Source organism: Agromyces sp. NPDC058104, assembly GCF_042884835.1.
GTDB lineage: Bacteria > Actinomycetota > Actinomycetes > Actinomycetales > Microbacteriaceae > Agromyces.
On the sequence record NZ_JBHVTD010000003.1, the window covers coordinates 248922 to 263570 of the forward strand.

The following is a 14649-nucleotide window of genomic DNA, read 5'->3' on the forward strand; positions in this document are numbered from 1 at the left end:
GGGGGAACCGGTGGGATTGGACATCACCTGGGCGGTCGACTGGGTCAGGCGGAGCGCGGACGGCATCTCCGAGCACCGCGTCGAGCTCATCACGCTCGACCGGGAGATCGGCGACGGCGACCACGGCGAGAACATGGATCGGGGATTCCAGGCGGTGGTGGCGAAGCTCGACGACCTGCCCGCGGGCTCGACTCCCGGCGACGTGCTGAAGCTCGTCGCGACGACCCTGATCTCGACGGTCGGCGGGGCCGCGGGGCCGTTGTACGGCACGGCGTACCTCAAGGCCTCGGGCGCGGTCGGCGGTGCGACGTCGCTCGACGGCGCCGCGGTCGCCGGGTTGCTCGCCGCCGCGCGAGACGGCATCGTCAGCCGGGGCAAGGCGGAGCCGGGCGACAAGACGATGGTCGACGCGTGGACTCCGGCGGTCGACGCGGCCGAGGCTGCGGCGAGCGCGGGTGCCGATGCCGCCGAGGTGTTCGCCGCGGCCGCCGCCGCCGCGGAAGCCGGCGCGGTCGCCACCGAGCCGCTCGTCGCCCGCAAGGGCCGGGCGAGCTACCTCGGCGAGCGGTCGGCCGGGCACCGCGACCCCGGCGCCGAGTCGAGTGCACTTCTCCTGCGGGCCGGGGCCGACGCCGCGGCCGACGGGGCAGGGGCATGAGCGGGGGAGCCCAGGGCAAGGTCGGTCTCGTCTTCGTCTCGCACTCGTCGCAGATCGCGGCGGGGCTCGTCGAACTCGCGCGCCAGATGGCACCGACGACGGCGCTCGCACCAGCCGGCGGCACCGACGACGGGCGCATCGGGACGAGCTTCGACCTCGTCTCGACGGCGATCGTGGCGGCCGACTCGGGCAGCGGCGTCGTGGTGCTGTGCGATCTCGGCTCGGCCATCCTGACGACCGAGACCGCGCTCGACTTCCTCGACGACGAGCTGCGCGCCCGCGTGCGCCTCGTCGATGCGCCGCTCGTCGAGGGCGGGGTGGCCGCCTCGGTGGCCGCCGAGGCCGGGGATCCGCTCGATGCGGTGGTCGCCGCAGCCGAGTCGGCGCGCGGCGTCCCGGTCGACGACTCGTCTGCCGGGCCGCCCACGGGTGAAGCGCAGCAGGCCGGCACCGGCACCGAGGCATCCGGCTATTCGCGGAGGGTGACGCTCGTGAACGCCGATGGCCTGCATGCGAGGCCGGCGGCCGAGCTCGTGAAGCTCGCCGCGACCTTCGACCACCGGGTGACGGTGAACGGCGCCGACGCGAAGAGCCTGCTGGGCATCATGTCGCTCGGCCTCACGAAGGGTGCGGAGGTCGAGATCGCCACCGACGACGTGGCCGGTGCGGCCGAGGTCGACGCCCTCGCAGAGCTCACCGCGTCGGGGTTCGGCGAGCACTGAGCCCGTCGCAATGCCCGCACGCCCGTGCGACGGTCGGCGCGCGGGCGGTGCGGAGCGCTCAGTTGCCGCCCGCGATGCGGATGTCGGCCCCAGTGGTGTAGCTCGCGTCGGAGGACAGCAGGTAGGCGACGGCGCCGGCCATCTCGTGCGCTTCGCCCGGGCGGCGCATGGGGATGCCGGGCGCGCGCTCGTCGGGCGCGTCGGGGCGGCCGGCCGCGGCGTGGATCTCGGTGCGGGTCGTGCCGGGCGAGACCGTGTTCACGCGCACGCCGACCGGGGCGAACTCCTTCGAGGCGCCGGTGGTGAGCGCATTGAGCGCGGCCTTGCTCATCGCGTAGGGGATGTAGGTGTTCGGGGAGCCCGACTTCGCGGCACCGGAGGAGATGTTGACGATCGATCCGCCGGCGCCGCCGCGGTCGGTGGCCATGTGCTCGATCGCGGCGCGCGTGAGCACGATCGGGGCGAGCACGTTCACCCGGAAGAGGAGCTCGGTCTCGTCGAGCGGCGCGTCGAGGAAGGGGCCGATGCGGCCGGTGATCCCCGCGTTGTTCACGAGGCCGGTGACGCGCCCGAACGCGGCGATCGCGGCGGGCACGATCCCTGCCGCCGCGTCGAGGTCGCCGAGGTCGGCCTGGAGGAGGAGGACCTTGGCCCCCGCGGCGCTGCAGCGCTGCGCGATCGCATCGGCCTCGTCGGCCCGTTCGCGATAGGTGAGCACGAGGTCGTGCCCCTCGGCGGCCAGGCGCTCGGCGATGGCGGCGCCGATGCCACGGCTGGCGCCGGTGATGATGGTGACCGGGCGGGGGAGCGAAGCATCCGTCATGGGGCAAGCCTACGGCGCGCCTCTGGTCATGAGGATGCCTCAGGCGTACCATCTGCGGTATGGCACGCGACGCAGCGAGCCGCCCTGACGACGGCAACGCATTCACCAGGTTCTTCGATCGAGTCGATCACGCACTCGAGCCGATCTTCGGCGCCCCGCCGCTCACCGAGGGGGTCGAACAGGACGACCCGGCCGAGCTGCAGGCGAGACCGTGCCCGGTCTGCGGGCACGCGATCGCCGAGCATCGCTTCGACGATACGAATGGCAACATCGTGATGACGTGCCCGACCGACGAGCGGCTGCCCGAGCGGGCGACGAATGCGCCGCTCAACGAGCTCGGCATGCCGTTGACGGGGCGTCGAGCCGAGCGCACGGCATCCTCGTCCACGCCCTGAACGACGGCACTCGCTTCGCGCGAGGAGCGCGAACTCGGTCATCCGGCCGATAGCATGCAAATGCATGAATCGATCCGGATGACTCGGAGGTCACCTGCATGGGCGAGGACAGCGCGACCGGGCAGCACCCGCGGGGTGGACTCGCCGCCGCCGACCGTCGGCAGGCGCTCACCGCGATGCTGGCAGCAGAGCCGCATCGGCTTCGGCGCCGCAGCATCTCGCTGGGGGTGCGGCCCGACGACGCCGACGACGCGGCGCAGATCGCCGCGATGCGCGCGTGGCGATCGATCGACGCGCTCGAGGCGACGGATCCCGGTGCGATGTGCTCCTGGCTCGACGTGATCGCGCGACGCACGGCCATCGACCTCCACCGCCGTACCCCGCCGACCGACGGCGAGGTGGAGTGCGATCGGCTCCTGGCCGCGCAGGACGTCGAGCGCGAGGTCGAGACGCAGGCGCGCCTCGCCGCGGCGCTGCGTTCGATCCGCGCGCTCGCGCCCGAGCTGCGCGAGCCGCTGCTCATGAGCGCGGTCGACGGGCTCTCGTCGGGGGAGATCGCGGATCGCCTCGGCATCAGCGCGGCGGCGGCGCGACAGCGGGTGTCTCGGGCGCGCAAGGCGCTGGCGGGGCATCCGGTCGCCGCTCGGAAGTCGAGCGCGTCTCGCCGGCCCGCGGACTGACCGCGGGCCGGCGAGTCTCGATCACGCGGTGCCGAAGGGGTTGTCGATGACGAAGCGCCACCCCGCGACCTCGTCGTAGGCGGCGACGTCCGAGGTGGTGCCGCCGAGTGCGATCTCGTTCCCGTCTGGGCCGGTGCCCTGCATCGTCCAGTCGGCGATCGCGAGTCCCGTGGAGCCGCTCACGATGGCGTGCCGGACCGTCATGTCGATCGGCAGGCCGAGGGCGAGGAACTGCTCGAGTGCGGCGCGCACCTGCTGGGTGCCCTGGACCGGCTGTCCGGGCGCCGGCACGAAGACCGCGTCGGGCGCGTTCAGCGCCAGGAGTCCCTCGACGTCTCGGGCGTTGAACCGTGCTGCGAACGCGAGGTTGAGCTGGTCGAGGGAGGTGATCGGCGTCGTCATGTTCGATGTCCTTTCAGGGAGGCGAGCCCGGCTCGTGCGGGGCTCGTGAAGAAGGACGCGGGACACCGGCGCCTGTGACGGATCGCGCCGAACTCGGCGTCCGGCGTCGCCACGCCAGCGCGACACATGCCGAGTGGTGAATGGGCGTATCCCGAAAGCGGTATACTGAAGGAGTCGGCCCGAGCGGCCGACGCGGGGCGAAGTCCCCGATGCGGACGTAGCGCAGCTGGTAGCGCGTCACCTTGCCAAGGTGAAGGTCGCGGGTTCGAACCCCGTCGTCCGCTCAGATTCCCGAGCCGCCTCCATCGTGTGCCAGCATGGCGTGATGGCGACCGTGACCGTACGTGTGATGACGCAGGACGAGTACGACGACTGGCAGCGCGACATCGCCGAGGCCTATGCCGACGAGCAGGTTTCGGCGGGCCGATGGCCCCAGGAGGGCGCCGTGCAACGTGCGCGCGACGAAAATGCCCGGCTGCTGCCGCAGGGGCCCGAGACGCCGCGCATGCTCGTGCTGCGCGGCATCGACGGAACGGGAGAACCCGTCGGGCGCGCCTGGGTCGGCCTCGACCACCCGCGCGGCGCGCCCGACGTCGCCTTCCTCTACGACATCGAAGTCCTCGCGTCGCGACGGGGGAGCGGCTACGGCCGGGCACTGCTCGCCGCGGTCGAGGACGTCGTGCGCCAGGCCGGCGTCCCCGCCCTCGAGCTCAACGTCTTCGGCCCGAACCGCGCCGCGATCTCGCTCTACGACTCCGCCGGCTACGAGGTCACGACGCAGCAGATGCGCAAGTCCCTCTGACCGGCACGCGCGACCGCTCGCCGTTCACCGCTCGGAGCGCTCGACGGGCAGCCACAGCTCGCACGTGGCCGTGCTGAAGTCGGGGGAGCGGTCGAGCACCGCGACGATCGACGGACCCGGACGCAGTCGCCACGGGTTCGACGGGAACCACTCGGTCGCCGTCGCCGCCCACGTCGACTGCAGTACGCCGGGATACGCGCCCTCGGCGTCGAACACCGCCAGGTCCCCGCCGGCACGTCGATCACGTCGAGGTCCTCGGGGAACTCCGCACCGTCGCCGACCGCGACGCCGTGCAGGTAGGTGAGCTCACTGCCCTCGGTGTAGTCGGGGTCGACGTCGGCGCTGACCTGCAGCAGGCCGGCGGGATCGCTGCTGCTCAGGCGCTTCAGGCGGGCGTGCTCCTCGACGGGGAGCGCGGCGATGTGAGCCTGGATGTGAGGGTTGACGCCCTCGTGGATGAGCGGCACGCGAACGGCGTGTCCGACGAGACGGAATGCGGGGCGATCTGAGATGCGGGTGTCCATCGGGGTGTTCCCTTCTACGGTCAGGCGGAACCTGAGCTGCGGTTGCGTGCGAAGGGGGCCGCCGTCACGACGGACGTCGCTCGGGCCGGCACCGTGCACCGCCCGGAACGCGCGACCGAATGCCTCGGTCGAGCCGTAGCCGTAGCCGACCGCGATGGTGAGCAGCTCGCCGTCGCCGAGCACCTCGGCGACGGCGACGGTCATGCGCCGTCGCCTGACGTACTCGGACAGCGGCATGCCGGCGAGCGACGAGAACATTCTGCGGACGTGGTACTCGGTGGTGCCGAGGCTGCGCGCGAGCGCCGCGAGATCGAGGTCGCCGGCGAGGTGACGCTCGACCTCGTCGACGACCCGGTTGAGTATCGCGATCACGGTCCCTCCTTCGACGTCCAGCCTCGCCGCGGCTGCGCGTTCGCACCCGATTATCGCGGTTCGATGCGATCGGGTGGCGGAGGGGCGCAGCTCACTCCGCCGCTCGCGCCGGACGGAATCGCATCGCGACCGCACCTGACCGGAACTCCCGCCGATCCACGAGCTCGAGCCGGATGCGCTCGCGGAGACCGGCGAGCAAGGTCGGTCCGTGTCCGGCGAGCACCGGCTGCACGAGGAACTCGTACTCGTCGATCAGGCCGAGATCGGCCAATGCCAGGGGGAGTGTCACGCCGCCGACCCACAGGCCCTCGCCCGGCTCCTGCTTGAGCCGGCGAACCGCGTGGGCCAGGTCTTCACGCACCAATTCGGCGTTCCAGTCGACCTCGTCGAGTGTGCTCGACACGACGTGCTTCTCGGCTCCGTCGATGGCCTCGGCGAACGGGATCTCCCACTCATCCATCCAGTCGGGCCACGAGCCGGTGGCCGGCCTCCGCCAGGCGGCCTCCATCATCTCGTAGGTCACCCGTCCGAAGAGCAGCGCATCGGCTCGCTCCATCTCAGCGGTCCAGTAGCGCATCGATTCCTCGTCAGGGGGCAGTCCCGCCTCGTGATGGCAGCAGCCGTCGAGCGTGACGTTGATCGAGTAGCGAAGCGGTCTCATCTGTGGCTCTTCTCGTCGAGGGACCGGTCAGCCGCGGGCGGGCGGCACCGTCTTGCGCATCACGGTCTTGCTCTTGCCGATGTGGCGTTCGAAGGTGAATCCCGCCTTCTCGAACATGGCCCGCGTGCCGTTGTGGAGGAATGAGGACGACGTGCGCTTGCCGGGGACGAGCTCGTTCGGGAACGAGACCACCTCGCCGCCTCCGGCCGCCGCGATCAGCGCGAGCGCGCCGTCCAGCGCCTCCCGTGCCACGCCCGACCTCCGGTGGTCGCGGTCGACGAAGAAGCACGTGATGCGCCAGGGTGCGGGCCGGGTCTCGCCGGCGTCGTACTGCTTGCGGTGGTAGATGTTCGGCAGCTCGGCCGGACTGCCGTACTCGCACCACGCGATGGCGTCGTCGCCGTCGAACACGAGCGCGGCGTGCGCGACTCCCTCCGCCACGAGTCGCCGCTTGAACGTCGGGCGGTCGACCTCCTCCTTGACGGTGTGCTCGGTGTCGTCGTGGAAGTACGAGCAGTAGCACCCGCCCCAGACGCCGTTGTGCTTCTGCGCGAGTGCGAGCCAGGCGGGGAAGGTGTCGAGCGTGAGCGGCTTGATCACATGCGCAGGCGTCGTGGTCGTCATCGCAACGTCACGCTCCGCGCGTCGCCGCCCGTGCGGCGCGCAATCGCGGTCCGCGGTCGCGGCACGGCTTTCGCCGGCGTGCTTCCGGTGGGAACGTCCTCAACGGCCACGGCAGGCTCCTCGGCTCGGTGCTGCCAGTCTGCCGACCTCGTCCGACATTTCACAAGGGAGGCGATCCGACTGCACGTCGGCGAGGGGCCGCGCCGTCGCTCGCCGTACCGCGGGGCGTCGATCGTGTCGGCACGCCCCATCTCGCGCAGGTCAGCATAGACTCCTGTCTATGGGTTCGCTTCCGCTCGCGCCCGCGCTCGTCTCAGACCCGACCCGCGCTCGCATGCTCCGACTGATCCTCGCCGAATTCGACGGGCGGTCGACCGTGACGCGGCTCGCGGGCGAGCTCGGCTTGAGGCAGCCGACGATCACGCACCATGCTCGGGTCTTGACCGAGGCGGGTGTGCTCGAGCGACGTCCCGAGGGCAGGCGGGTCTGGTACTCGGTGTCGGCGGAGCACCTCGATCGGGTGGTCGAGGTGCTCGGTGGCCCCGGCCCCGAAGAGACCGACCCGGCCGTGTTCGAGCGGATCGCAGAGGACCTGTCCGACCGATTCGCCGGGATCTTCAACCGCGAGACGGTGGCGCGATTCGTCGAGGAGAGCCGTGCGCTCCTCGAGCCATCGGTCGATTCCGGCCGCCGGGCATCGCGCACGGCCGAGTTCGCCGCTCAGCGTCTCGAGGCGGTCGCCGCACGGAACGCGCGGCCGGGTCGGGTGCCCGAAGTCCTGTTCGTCTGCGTGCAGAATGCGGGACGCTCGCAGATGGCGGCAAGCCTCCTCCGCCGGCTCGCCGGCGACCGAGTGCGCGTACGCACCGCCGGCTCGGCGCCCGCGGCCGTGATCGCTCCCACGGTCAGGGCCGTCCTCGAAGAGGTGGGCGTCTCGGTCGGCGGCGACTTCCCGAAACCGTTGACCGACGAGGTCGTGCGGGCGGCGGATGTGGTGGTCACGATGGGCTGCGGCGACGCCTGCCCCGTCTACCCGGGCACGCGATATCTCGATTGGAAACTCGACGATCCCGTCGGGCAGCCGATCGAGCGAGTTCGCGAGATCCGCGACGAGATCAACCTGCGCGTGCGTGGACTCATCTCCGACCTGGTGGGGCCCGCTTCGTGAACACTCACTGAACGACGCCGGCTCAGCTCGATTGATATATAGATCATGATCTATGGTTAACAGGGTCGAGCCTGAGGAAAGGGTCTGTGATGTCCGAGAAGCCCACTGTTCTGTTCGTGTGCGTGCACAACGCCGGTCGCTCGCAGATGGCCGCCGGCTTCCTGCGCGAGCTCGCGGGAGACCGCGTCGACGTGCTTTCGGCCGGCTCCGAGCCGAAGCACCGGATCAACCCCGTCGCGGTGCAGGCGATGGCCGAGGAGGGCATCGACATCACGAACAACGTGCCGAAGGTGCTCACCACCGAGGCGGTCCGCGACTCCGACGTCGTGATCACGATGGGTTGCGGCGACGCGTGCCCGATCTTCCCCGGCAAGCGGTACGAGGATTGGAAGCTCGACGATCCGGCGGGCCAGGACATCGAGGCCGTGCGCCCGATCCGCGACGAGATCCGCGGACGCGTCGAGGCGCTGCTCGCCGAGCTGGTTCCACAGGAGGCGAGCGGGTGACGGGCGCACCCGTTCCTGCTCGCGATGGCCACGGATGCCCCGGTCGAGGACCTCATCGACCGGGGGCCCTCATTCGCGAGTCACGGGCGCATCAGCACCCGGAGCCAGCGCAGCAGCTCGACGAGCCGCCGAGGTCGGTCGAGCAGACGCCGGTCGCGGGCAGTACGAGTTCGACGTTCATCGCCGATGCGAGATCGCCCGCGAGCCACGCAGTGACCGAGCGCACCTGCTCGTAACCCGTCGCGAGCAGGAAAGTGGGCGCGCGGCCGTACGACTTCATGCCGACGATGAAGAATCCGCTCTCGGGATGGGCGAGCTCGGCGAAGCCGTGCGGCTCGACCGTGCCGCACGAGTGCACGTTCGGGTCGATCAGCGGGGCCAGTCGCTTCGGCGCCTCGACGATCTCGTCGAGCTCGAGCCGGACCTCGCGCAGCAGATCGAGGTTCGGTCGGAAGCCGGTCGCGTTCACCACGAGGTCCGTCGTGTGCACCGCGAGCTCCCCGGACCGCTGCCCGACGAGTTCGACCCCGTCGCCGGAGCGGCGAGCGCGGAGGATCTCGAACCCGTCGACGAGCTCGATGTCGCCGCGTCGCACCGCCCCGTCGACGCGGCCGCCGAGCTTCGCGCGGTCGGCGAGCTCGTCGTCGGCCGACGACGACACGCGCACAGCCTGCGCGTTTCGAATGAGCCAGGTGACGCGGGTGCTCGGCACCTCGCGGGCGAGCTGCACGAGCCCGAGCAAGGTGTTGGCGGCGGAGTGCCCGGCGCCGACGACGGTCGTGTGCAGCCCCGCGAAGGCGTCACGGTCGCGGCCGAGCACGTCGGGGAGCGCGGGCTGCACCCGGTCTGCGATGTCGTCGAGGCCGAGCAGGCCCAAGCCCGACGAGCCCAGCGAGTTCGGGGTGCGATACGTGCCGGAGGCATCGATCACGGCGCGGGCGGTCAGCTCCTCGATCCCGGACGCAGTGCGCAGGCGCACGAGGAACGGCGTCGCCGACCGGTTCGTCGTGCGCGTGCGGTCCATGCCCTCGCGGCTGACGGCGACGACCTCGGCGCCGGTGCGGATGCGCGAGGCGATCGCCTCGAGGCGACTGAGCGGCACGAGATACGCGTCGACGAGCTCAGTACCAGAGGGCGCGCGCTCGGGTGCGGGCAGTTCCCACCCCTCGGCCTCGAGCAGGCGGCGCGAGGCCGGATCGACGAGATGCTTCCAGGGGGAGAACAGGCGGGTGTGGCCCCAGGCTCGCACACTGTCCGCAATGTCTGCGCCGGCTTCGAGAACGACGAAGTCGATGCCTCGCTCGACGAGGTTCGCCGCCGCGGCGAGCCCGATCGGGCCGGCGCCGATGATGACGACGGGAAGAGTGGAGAGCCGGTCGTTCGTCACGGGCCGGGTCGTCAAGTCGAGCAGCGTCACTGCATCCTCCTGATATTGATGGATTTCGATATCAGAATGACTCGCATATCGATGATTGTCAATATCGAGTAGTATCGATGTCATGGTCACGATGCTCGAGGTCACGGATGTCACTGCCGACGTGTGCTGCGCACCGCTCGTACGCGAGCCGCTCGCTGCCTCCGACGCCGAGCAGCTCGCCCAGAAGATGAAGGCGCTCGCCGACCCGACCCGCCTTCGCCTGTTGTCGATCGTCGCCGCTCATGACGAGCAGGAGGCGTGCGTCTGCGACCTCATCGAACCGGTCGGCTTGAGCCAGCCCACCGTGTCGCATCACCTGAAGATCCTCAGCGAAGCGGGCTTCCTGTCGCGGACGCGCCGTGGCTCGTGGGCATACTACAAGCTGGTCCCGGGCGCGCTCACCGGCGTCGCGCAGTTCCTCGACGCCTGACGGCCCACATCCGACGGAGCGTCCTGGCCGGGGGAGCGGTGTCGGCTGTTCCGACCGGAATGACCGACCTGCATCTCGAGTCGGATCTCGGGGCTGGACGGAACGCGGCCGACCGTTCGTCGATCAGTTGCGGCTGTCCGGGAAACGTGAGCATCGTCCGCATCTCCGCCTTTTTGTCGCAGCCGACTTTAGGGCGGAGGACTTCAGCAGGTGCGCGGTTTACAGAAACCACAGATCACACCGAGGAAAACAACCTCGCGGCGGTGGCCGGATGGGGAGGCGGTTCAGCGCCCGAATCGTGCATCCGCTGCAAACAATGCCTTCTTGTTCCGACATAATGTGCATTATCGGTTCTGACACTGGGCCATTTCCTGGGTGCATCGGCTCAGATCCGACCGACGCATGATCGCTGAAACTCGTTCTCTGGACCGGTGTCGCGCAGTCCGCCCCACCGCTAGGTTCGACGCATGTACGAACTCGTCGACTTCAGTGCGCTCTACAGTCTTGTTTGGGTCGTCTTCGCCCTCGTGGTGCTCGCCGCGGTCGTGAGTCTCATCGTCTTCCTCATCGCTGCGGCGAAGGCGGTGTCCGCGCTCGCCCGCTACCGGCACGTGCAGACCGAACTGCTGCTCGCCGAGGCTACGCGCGACTGAAGCGTCCGGGCTCACGTCGACGACCCGTTCGGACATAATCTGCAGATTTCACCGCCGGGGCATGTCCCGCGTCCGCCGGCCGCGTCAGCGTCAGCTCTTGGGCCCGTCTCGCGATCGCCGCGTCGAGGGGCGCTCGGCGGTGGTCTCGCAGCGAGATCAGCGTCGCGAGGCGAACGCCCACCACGATGAAGCCGAGTAACCAGAAGACGACATCCATCAGGCGAACTCCCCCGTCGGCCGATGGCAACGCGCGAGATCGGGCCTGACCAGCGATCGGAACCGATCGAGCGGCCGCTTCACTGTGAAGCCACCCCTGAGGCGAGAGCGCCACCGGGCGGATGCCCACCCACTCCCCCGCGTCGTCGACGCCTCGCGAGAAGGCCGGTGGAAGCTGCGCCGAGTGTTCGCGCGCCACAGGGTACTCCGTACGAGTCCTCCCCGCGGATCGCGCGTGCTTGGAAATACCTGATCAGTCTATGATTCGGATTCCCAGGTGGTTCGCGAGGCTCGGCGCCAGCAGCGCGACCTGCATGCTGTCGAGCGTCGCGCCGCGGAGGCCGGCGACGCCCTCGAGCGACGACATCGCGGCGAAGTCGAGCCCTCGAAGGTCGACATCGCGAAGCGTCGCCCCGGTCACTGCGAGCGCCCGCAGTTCGCATCCGTCGAACGCCACCCGCTCAGCACGCGCGTTTCCGAGGTCGAGCTCTTCGATGTCGCAATCGGTGAAGCGAACGTCACGGATCTCGGAACCCCGGAGGTTCACGAACCCGAGCTTGCACCCCACGAGCCGCACCGACTGCCACCGGTTGTCGATGAACTCGACCGAGCCGAGCCGTGAGCCCGTGATGACGACGTCGCGCAGCTCGGCGCGAGGGGCGTGCAGCACCGGTGCTTCGAGCCGCTCGATCAGCGTCTCCCTGATGACCACGCCGCGCAGCCTCGTCTCGTGAGCCGCCACTCCCCCGAACTCGCACTCGTCGACCCGGAGGCCGGTCAGATCGCGCTCGCTGAGATCAGCGGCGGCAAAGCGACGACCCTCGACGACGGCGCCGGCCACCAGATCGGCGTCGTCGCCGTCGCCGAGGTCGGTCAGGACGAGTGCATCGATGCGGGGGGATGCGGGGCGGGCCTGCTTCATGCGCCGACGTAGTCGGCGAGGTGCTGCCCCGTGAGTGTCGAGCGCGACGCCACGAGGTCGGCGGGCACGCCCTCGAAGACGATGCGGCCGCCGTCGTGGCCGGCGCCCGGGCCGAGGTCGATGATCCAGTCGGCGTGCGCCATCACCGCCTGATGGTGCTCGATGACGATCACCGTCTTGCCCGAGTCGACGAGGCGGTCGAGCAGGCCCAGCAGGTTCTCGACGTCGGCGAGGTGCAGGCCGGTCGTCGGCTCGTCGAGCACGTAGACCTCGCCGGGCTCCCCCATCGCGATGGCGAGCTTGACGCGTTGCCGCTCGCCGCCCGACAGCGTCGAGAGCGGCTGACCGAGGGTGAGGTAGCCGAGCCCGACGTCTTCGAGGCGGCTGAGGATCTTCACGGCCGCGGGGAGCTTCGCCTCGGCCGAGTCGAAGAAGCGGTGGGCCTGCGCGACCGGCAGGTCGAGCACCTCGGTGATGTCGAGCCCGCCGAGCTTGTAGTCGAGCACGGCCGCCTGAAAACGCTTGCCGCCGCAGTCCTCGCAGGGCGTCTCGATCGTGTCCATGAAGCCGAGCTCGGTGATGATCACGCCCGCGCCCTTGCAGCTCGGGCACGCGCCCTCCGAGTTCGCGCTGAACAGCGCCGGCTTCACCCCGTTCGCCTTGGCGAACGCCTTGCGGATCGGCTCGAGCAGCCCGGTGTAGGTGGCGGGGTTGCTGCGCCGGGAGCCCTTGATCGCGCCCTGGTCGATCGAGACGACGCCCTCGCGCCCCGCGACCGAGCCGTGGATGAGCGAGCTCTTGCCCGACCCGGCGACGCCGGTGACGACTGTGAGCACGCCGAGCGGGATGTCGACGTCGACGTCGTCGAGGTTGTTCTCGTCGGCGCCGCGGACCTCGATCGCGCCCTCGGAGCCGCGAACCTCGGCCTTGAGCGTCGCGCGGTCGTCGAGGTGCCGCCCGGTCAGGGTGCCGCTGGCCTTGAGGCCGTCGACGGTGCCCTCGAAGCAGATCTCACCGCCGTTGCGCCCCGCACCGGGGCCGAGGTCGACGACGTGGTCGCCGATCGCGATCGTCTCGGGCTTGTGCTCGACGACGAGCACGGTGTTGCCCTTGTCGCGCAGCTGCAGGAGGAGGGTGTTCATGCGCTGGATGTCGTGCGGGTGCAGCCCGATGGTGGGCTCGTCGAAGACGTAGGTGACGTCGGTGAGCGAGGAGCCGAGGTGGCGGAGCATCTTGATGCGCTGCGCCTCACCGCCCGACAGGGTGCCGCTCGGCCGCTCGAGGCTGAGGTAGCCGAGGCCGAGGGTGACGAAGGCGTCGAGGTTCGCACTGAGCGCCGCGAGCAGCGGGCCCGCTTCGGGCAGCTCGAGCCCCCGCACCCACTCGGCGAGGTCGGTGACCTGCATGCGGCAGGCGTCGGCGATGCTGACGCCGTCGATCTTCGACGAGCGGGCGCCCTCGGTCAGGCGGGTGCCGTCGCACTCGGGGCAGCGCGCGAAGGTGGCGACCCGTTCGACGAATGCACGGATGTGCGGCTGCAGCGCGTCGAGGTCCTTCGACAGCATGGCCTTCGTGATCTTCGGGATCAGCCCCTCGTAGGTCATGTTGATGCCGCTGATCTTGACCTTCGTGACCTCGCCGTAGAGGAACAGGTGCCGTTGCTTCTCGGTGAACTGCTCGATCGGCTTGTCGGCCGGGTAGAACCCCGACTGGGAGAAGCCCTTCACCATCCAGCCGTCGGCCGTGTAGCCCGGCACCATGATCGCACCGTCGTCGAGCGACTTCGACTCGTCGACGATCTGGGCGAGGTCGAGGTCGGAGACCGAGCCGCGCCCTTCGCACCGCGGACACATGCCGCCGAGGTAGATCGCGTCCTTCACGATCTTCTTCTCGCCGCCGGGGCCGGTCATCACCCCGCTCGCCTTCTGCGTCGGGATGTTGAACGAGAAGGCGGTGGGCCCGCCGATGTGGGGCGTGCCCAGCTTCGAGAAGAGGATGCGCAGCATCGCGTTCGCATCGGTCACGGTGCCGACGGTCGAACGGGGGTTCGCCCCGAGCCGTTCCTGGTCGACGAGGATCGCGGTCGTGAGGCCGTCGAGCACGTCGACGTCGGGGCGCGGGACCGAAGGCATGAACCCCTGCACGAAGGCGCTGTACGTCTCGTCGATCATGCGCCGCGACTCGGCGGCGATCGTGTCGAAGACGAGCGAGCTCTTGCCCGAGCCCGAGACGCCGGTGAACACGGTCAGCCGGCGCTTCGGGATCTCGACGTCGACGTCCTTGAGGTTGTTCTCGCGCGCCCCCTGCACGCGGATGAGGTCGTGGCGGTCGGCCTGGTGCGGTGAGGCGGTGCTCATCGGGTCTCCATCGCGAGTCGTGGGTCGGGCACGCGCGCATCCGGCGCGCGGTGCTCACCCGGTTCGAGGTCGATCCCTCGATCTAAGCAGTTCGCACCGACATCGGCGGGTGCCGCGTTCGCGCCTTCGGCGAACGCGGGATGGTCGGCGGGCAGGTCACGGGCGCGGACGATGAGGCACATGCCGTCACGGTAGTTCGCACGTGGCATCCGGTGCTTCTCGATTCATGACCGATCGGCGTCGCGACCGGCGTCCTCACTGCCGTTCGTCGCACTCCGTCGCATTGCGACGCGCGCATTCACATCCGATGCACAGCT

17 protein-coding genes, 1 tRNA gene and 1 pseudogene are annotated in these 14649 nt (G+C 70.0%); 10 read left to right on the top strand and 9 right to left on the bottom strand.

Features of this window, described 5'->3' with window-relative positions; genetic code table 11:
• Positions 1-10 precede the first annotated feature (10 nt).
• Complete coding sequence (dhaL, locus tag ACFVTH_RS15000) at positions 11-658, top strand: dihydroxyacetone kinase subunit DhaL (RefSeq protein WP_387092505.1); 648 nt, start codon at positions 11-13, stop codon at positions 656-658.
• On the top strand, positions 655-1380 hold the full coding sequence (dhaM, locus tag ACFVTH_RS15005; RefSeq protein WP_387092507.1) for a dihydroxyacetone kinase phosphoryl donor subunit DhaM: 726 nt from the start codon (positions 655-657) through the stop codon (positions 1378-1380). The genes dhaL and dhaM overlap by 4 nt, the downstream gene beginning before the upstream one ends.
• Before the next feature lie 58 nt (positions 1381-1438).
• Here dhaM and ACFVTH_RS15010 read toward each other — a convergent pair whose 3' ends face one another.
• Positions 1439-2203: an SDR family NAD(P)-dependent oxidoreductase gene (locus ACFVTH_RS15010; protein ID WP_387092510.1), complete on the bottom strand. Its 765-nt coding sequence runs from the start codon at positions 2201-2203 to the stop codon at positions 1439-1441.
• A gap of 59 nt (positions 2204-2262) precedes the next feature.
• Between ACFVTH_RS15010 and ACFVTH_RS15015 the strand changes: the two genes are divergently transcribed.
• Positions 2263-2598 (top strand): hypothetical protein, encoded by a 336-nt coding sequence (locus ACFVTH_RS15015; protein ID WP_387092513.1) that lies wholly within the window; start codon positions 2263-2265, stop codon positions 2596-2598.
• 98 nt (positions 2599-2696) lie between these two features.
• The gene (locus ACFVTH_RS15020) at positions 2697-3278 is read left to right on the top strand and encodes an RNA polymerase sigma factor (RefSeq protein WP_387092516.1); all 582 of its coding nucleotides are present in this window, start codon (positions 2697-2699) and stop codon (positions 3276-3278) included.
• Between the two features lie 21 nt (positions 3279-3299).
• Here the strand turns inward: ACFVTH_RS15020 and ACFVTH_RS15025 are convergent, their stop codons facing one another.
• Positions 3300-3680 (bottom strand): YybH family protein, encoded by a 381-nt coding sequence (locus ACFVTH_RS15025; protein ID WP_387092518.1) that lies wholly within the window; start codon positions 3678-3680, stop codon positions 3300-3302.
• 211 nt (positions 3681-3891) lie between these two features.
• Here ACFVTH_RS15025 and ACFVTH_RS15030 point away from each other — a divergent pair.
• Together ACFVTH_RS15030 and ACFVTH_RS15035 are read left to right on the top strand one after the other, a co-directional pair.
• A tRNA-Gly gene (locus tag ACFVTH_RS15030) sits at positions 3892-3964 on the top strand.
• Positions 3965-4005: 41 nt separating this feature from the next.
• Positions 4006-4482: a GNAT family N-acetyltransferase gene (locus ACFVTH_RS15035; protein ID WP_387092521.1), complete on the top strand. Its 477-nt coding sequence runs from the start codon at positions 4006-4008 to the stop codon at positions 4480-4482.
• Positions 4483-4506: 24 nt separating this feature from the next.
• Here the strand turns inward: ACFVTH_RS15035 and ACFVTH_RS15040 are convergent.
• The 3 genes and pseudogenes from ACFVTH_RS15040 to ACFVTH_RS15050 all read right to left on the bottom strand — a co-directional run bounded on the left by ACFVTH_RS15040 (position 4507) and on the right by ACFVTH_RS15050 (position 6663).
• Positions 4507-5378 (bottom strand): annotated as a pseudogene (locus ACFVTH_RS15040) (GyrI-like domain-containing protein).
• A 91-nt stretch (positions 5379-5469) separates the two neighbouring features.
• Positions 5470-6039 carry a dihydrofolate reductase family protein gene (locus tag ACFVTH_RS15045; RefSeq protein WP_387092524.1) on the bottom strand — a complete coding sequence of 190 codons (570 nt, stop codon included), beginning with the start codon at positions 6037-6039 and terminating at the stop codon, positions 5470-5472.
• A 27-nt stretch (positions 6040-6066) separates the two neighbouring features.
• Entirely contained in the window at positions 6067-6663 is a 597-nt protein-coding gene (locus tag ACFVTH_RS15050; protein WP_387092526.1) for a GNAT family N-acetyltransferase, read from the bottom strand.
• Positions 6664-6943: 280 nt separating this feature from the next.
• Between ACFVTH_RS15050 and ACFVTH_RS15055 the strand changes: the two genes are divergently transcribed.
• Positions 6944-7831 carry a metalloregulator ArsR/SmtB family transcription factor gene (locus ACFVTH_RS15055; protein WP_387092529.1) on the top strand — a complete coding sequence of 296 codons (888 nt, stop codon included), beginning with the start codon at positions 6944-6946 and terminating at the stop codon, positions 7829-7831.
• 89 nt (positions 7832-7920) lie between these two features.
• The gene (locus tag ACFVTH_RS15060; RefSeq protein ID WP_387092532.1) at positions 7921-8337 is read left to right on the top strand and encodes an arsenate reductase ArsC; all 417 of its coding nucleotides are present in this window, start codon (positions 7921-7923) and stop codon (positions 8335-8337) included.
• Between the two features lie 91 nt (positions 8338-8428).
• On the opposite strand, the gene ACFVTH_RS15065 is transcribed toward ACFVTH_RS15060, so the two are convergent.
• Positions 8429-9754 (bottom strand): FAD-dependent oxidoreductase, encoded by a 1326-nt coding sequence (locus ACFVTH_RS15065; RefSeq protein ID WP_387092535.1) that lies wholly within the window; start codon positions 9752-9754, stop codon positions 8429-8431.
• Between the two features lie 82 nt (positions 9755-9836).
• On the opposite strand from ACFVTH_RS15065, the gene ACFVTH_RS15070 reads away from it, so the two are divergent.
• Positions 9837-10184, top strand: coding sequence for a metalloregulator ArsR/SmtB family transcription factor (locus ACFVTH_RS15070; RefSeq protein ID WP_387092537.1), 348 nt, complete (start codon positions 9837-9839; stop codon positions 10182-10184).
• Between the two features lie 467 nt (positions 10185-10651).
• Positions 10652-10837 (top strand): hypothetical protein, encoded by a 186-nt coding sequence (locus ACFVTH_RS15075; RefSeq protein WP_387092540.1) that lies wholly within the window; start codon positions 10652-10654, stop codon positions 10835-10837.
• Positions 10838-11306: 469 nt separating this feature from the next.
• On the opposite strand, the gene ACFVTH_RS15080 is transcribed toward ACFVTH_RS15075, so the two are convergent.
• The 3 genes from ACFVTH_RS15080 to ACFVTH_RS15090 are packed head-to-tail and all read right to left on the bottom strand — an operon-like array spanning position 11307 to position 14541.
• Positions 11307-11975 carry a pentapeptide repeat-containing protein gene (locus tag ACFVTH_RS15080; protein WP_387092543.1) on the bottom strand — a complete coding sequence of 223 codons (669 nt, stop codon included), beginning with the start codon at positions 11973-11975 and terminating at the stop codon, positions 11307-11309.
• A complete protein-coding gene (locus ACFVTH_RS15085; RefSeq protein WP_387092546.1) occupies positions 11972-14332 on the bottom strand; it encodes an ATP-binding cassette domain-containing protein in 2361 nt (786 codons plus the stop codon). Before ACFVTH_RS15085 ends, ACFVTH_RS15080 begins: the two co-directional genes overlap by 4 nt.
• Positions 14329-14541, bottom strand: a complete 213-nt coding sequence (locus ACFVTH_RS15090) for a hypothetical protein (protein WP_387092549.1) — start codon at positions 14539-14541, stop codon at positions 14329-14331. The genes ACFVTH_RS15085 and ACFVTH_RS15090 overlap by 4 nt, the downstream gene beginning before the upstream one ends.
• Positions 14542-14649 lie beyond the last annotated feature (108 nt).

What these genes read in the sequence shown, in the direction of transcription:
- dhaM (WP_387092507.1), top strand. Translation starts at nt 655, where the DNA reads ATGAGCGGGGGAGCCCAGGGCAAGGTCGGTCTCGTCTTCGTCTCGCAC.
- ACFVTH_RS15010 (WP_387092510.1), bottom strand. Translation starts at nt 2,203, where the DNA reads ATGACGGATGCTTCGCTCCCCCGCCCGGTCACCATCATCACCGGCGCC.
- ACFVTH_RS15015 (WP_387092513.1), top strand. Translation starts at nt 2,263, where the DNA reads ATGGCACGCGACGCAGCGAGCCGCCCTGACGACGGCAACGCATTCACC.
- ACFVTH_RS15020 (WP_387092516.1), top strand. Translation starts at nt 2,697, where the DNA reads ATGGGCGAGGACAGCGCGACCGGGCAGCACCCGCGGGGTGGACTCGCC.
- ACFVTH_RS15025 (WP_387092518.1), bottom strand. Translation starts at nt 3,680, where the DNA reads ATGACGACGCCGATCACCTCCCTCGACCAGCTCAACCTCGCGTTCGCA.
- ACFVTH_RS15035 (WP_387092521.1), top strand. Translation starts at nt 4,006, where the DNA reads ATGGCGACCGTGACCGTACGTGTGATGACGCAGGACGAGTACGACGAC.
- ACFVTH_RS15045 (WP_387092524.1), bottom strand. Translation starts at nt 6,039, where the DNA reads ATGAGACCGCTTCGCTACTCGATCAACGTCACGCTCGACGGCTGCTGC.
- ACFVTH_RS15050 (WP_387092526.1), bottom strand. Translation starts at nt 6,663, where the DNA reads ATGACGACCACGACGCCTGCGCATGTGATCAAGCCGCTCACGCTCGAC.
- ACFVTH_RS15055 (WP_387092529.1), top strand. Translation starts at nt 6,944, where the DNA reads ATGGGTTCGCTTCCGCTCGCGCCCGCGCTCGTCTCAGACCCGACCCGC.
- ACFVTH_RS15060 (WP_387092532.1), top strand. Translation starts at nt 7,921, where the DNA reads ATGTCCGAGAAGCCCACTGTTCTGTTCGTGTGCGTGCACAACGCCGGT.
- ACFVTH_RS15070 (WP_387092537.1), top strand. Translation starts at nt 9,837, where the DNA reads ATGGTCACGATGCTCGAGGTCACGGATGTCACTGCCGACGTGTGCTGC.
- ACFVTH_RS15075 (WP_387092540.1), top strand. Translation starts at nt 10,652, where the DNA reads ATGTACGAACTCGTCGACTTCAGTGCGCTCTACAGTCTTGTTTGGGTC.
- ACFVTH_RS15080 (WP_387092543.1), bottom strand. Translation starts at nt 11,975, where the DNA reads ATGAAGCAGGCCCGCCCCGCATCCCCCCGCATCGATGCACTCGTCCTG.
- ACFVTH_RS15085 (WP_387092546.1), bottom strand. Translation starts at nt 14,332, where the DNA reads ATGAGCACCGCCTCACCGCACCAGGCCGACCGCCACGACCTCATCCGC.
- ACFVTH_RS15090 (WP_387092549.1), bottom strand. Translation starts at nt 14,541, where the DNA reads ATGCCACGTGCGAACTACCGTGACGGCATGTGCCTCATCGTCCGCGCC.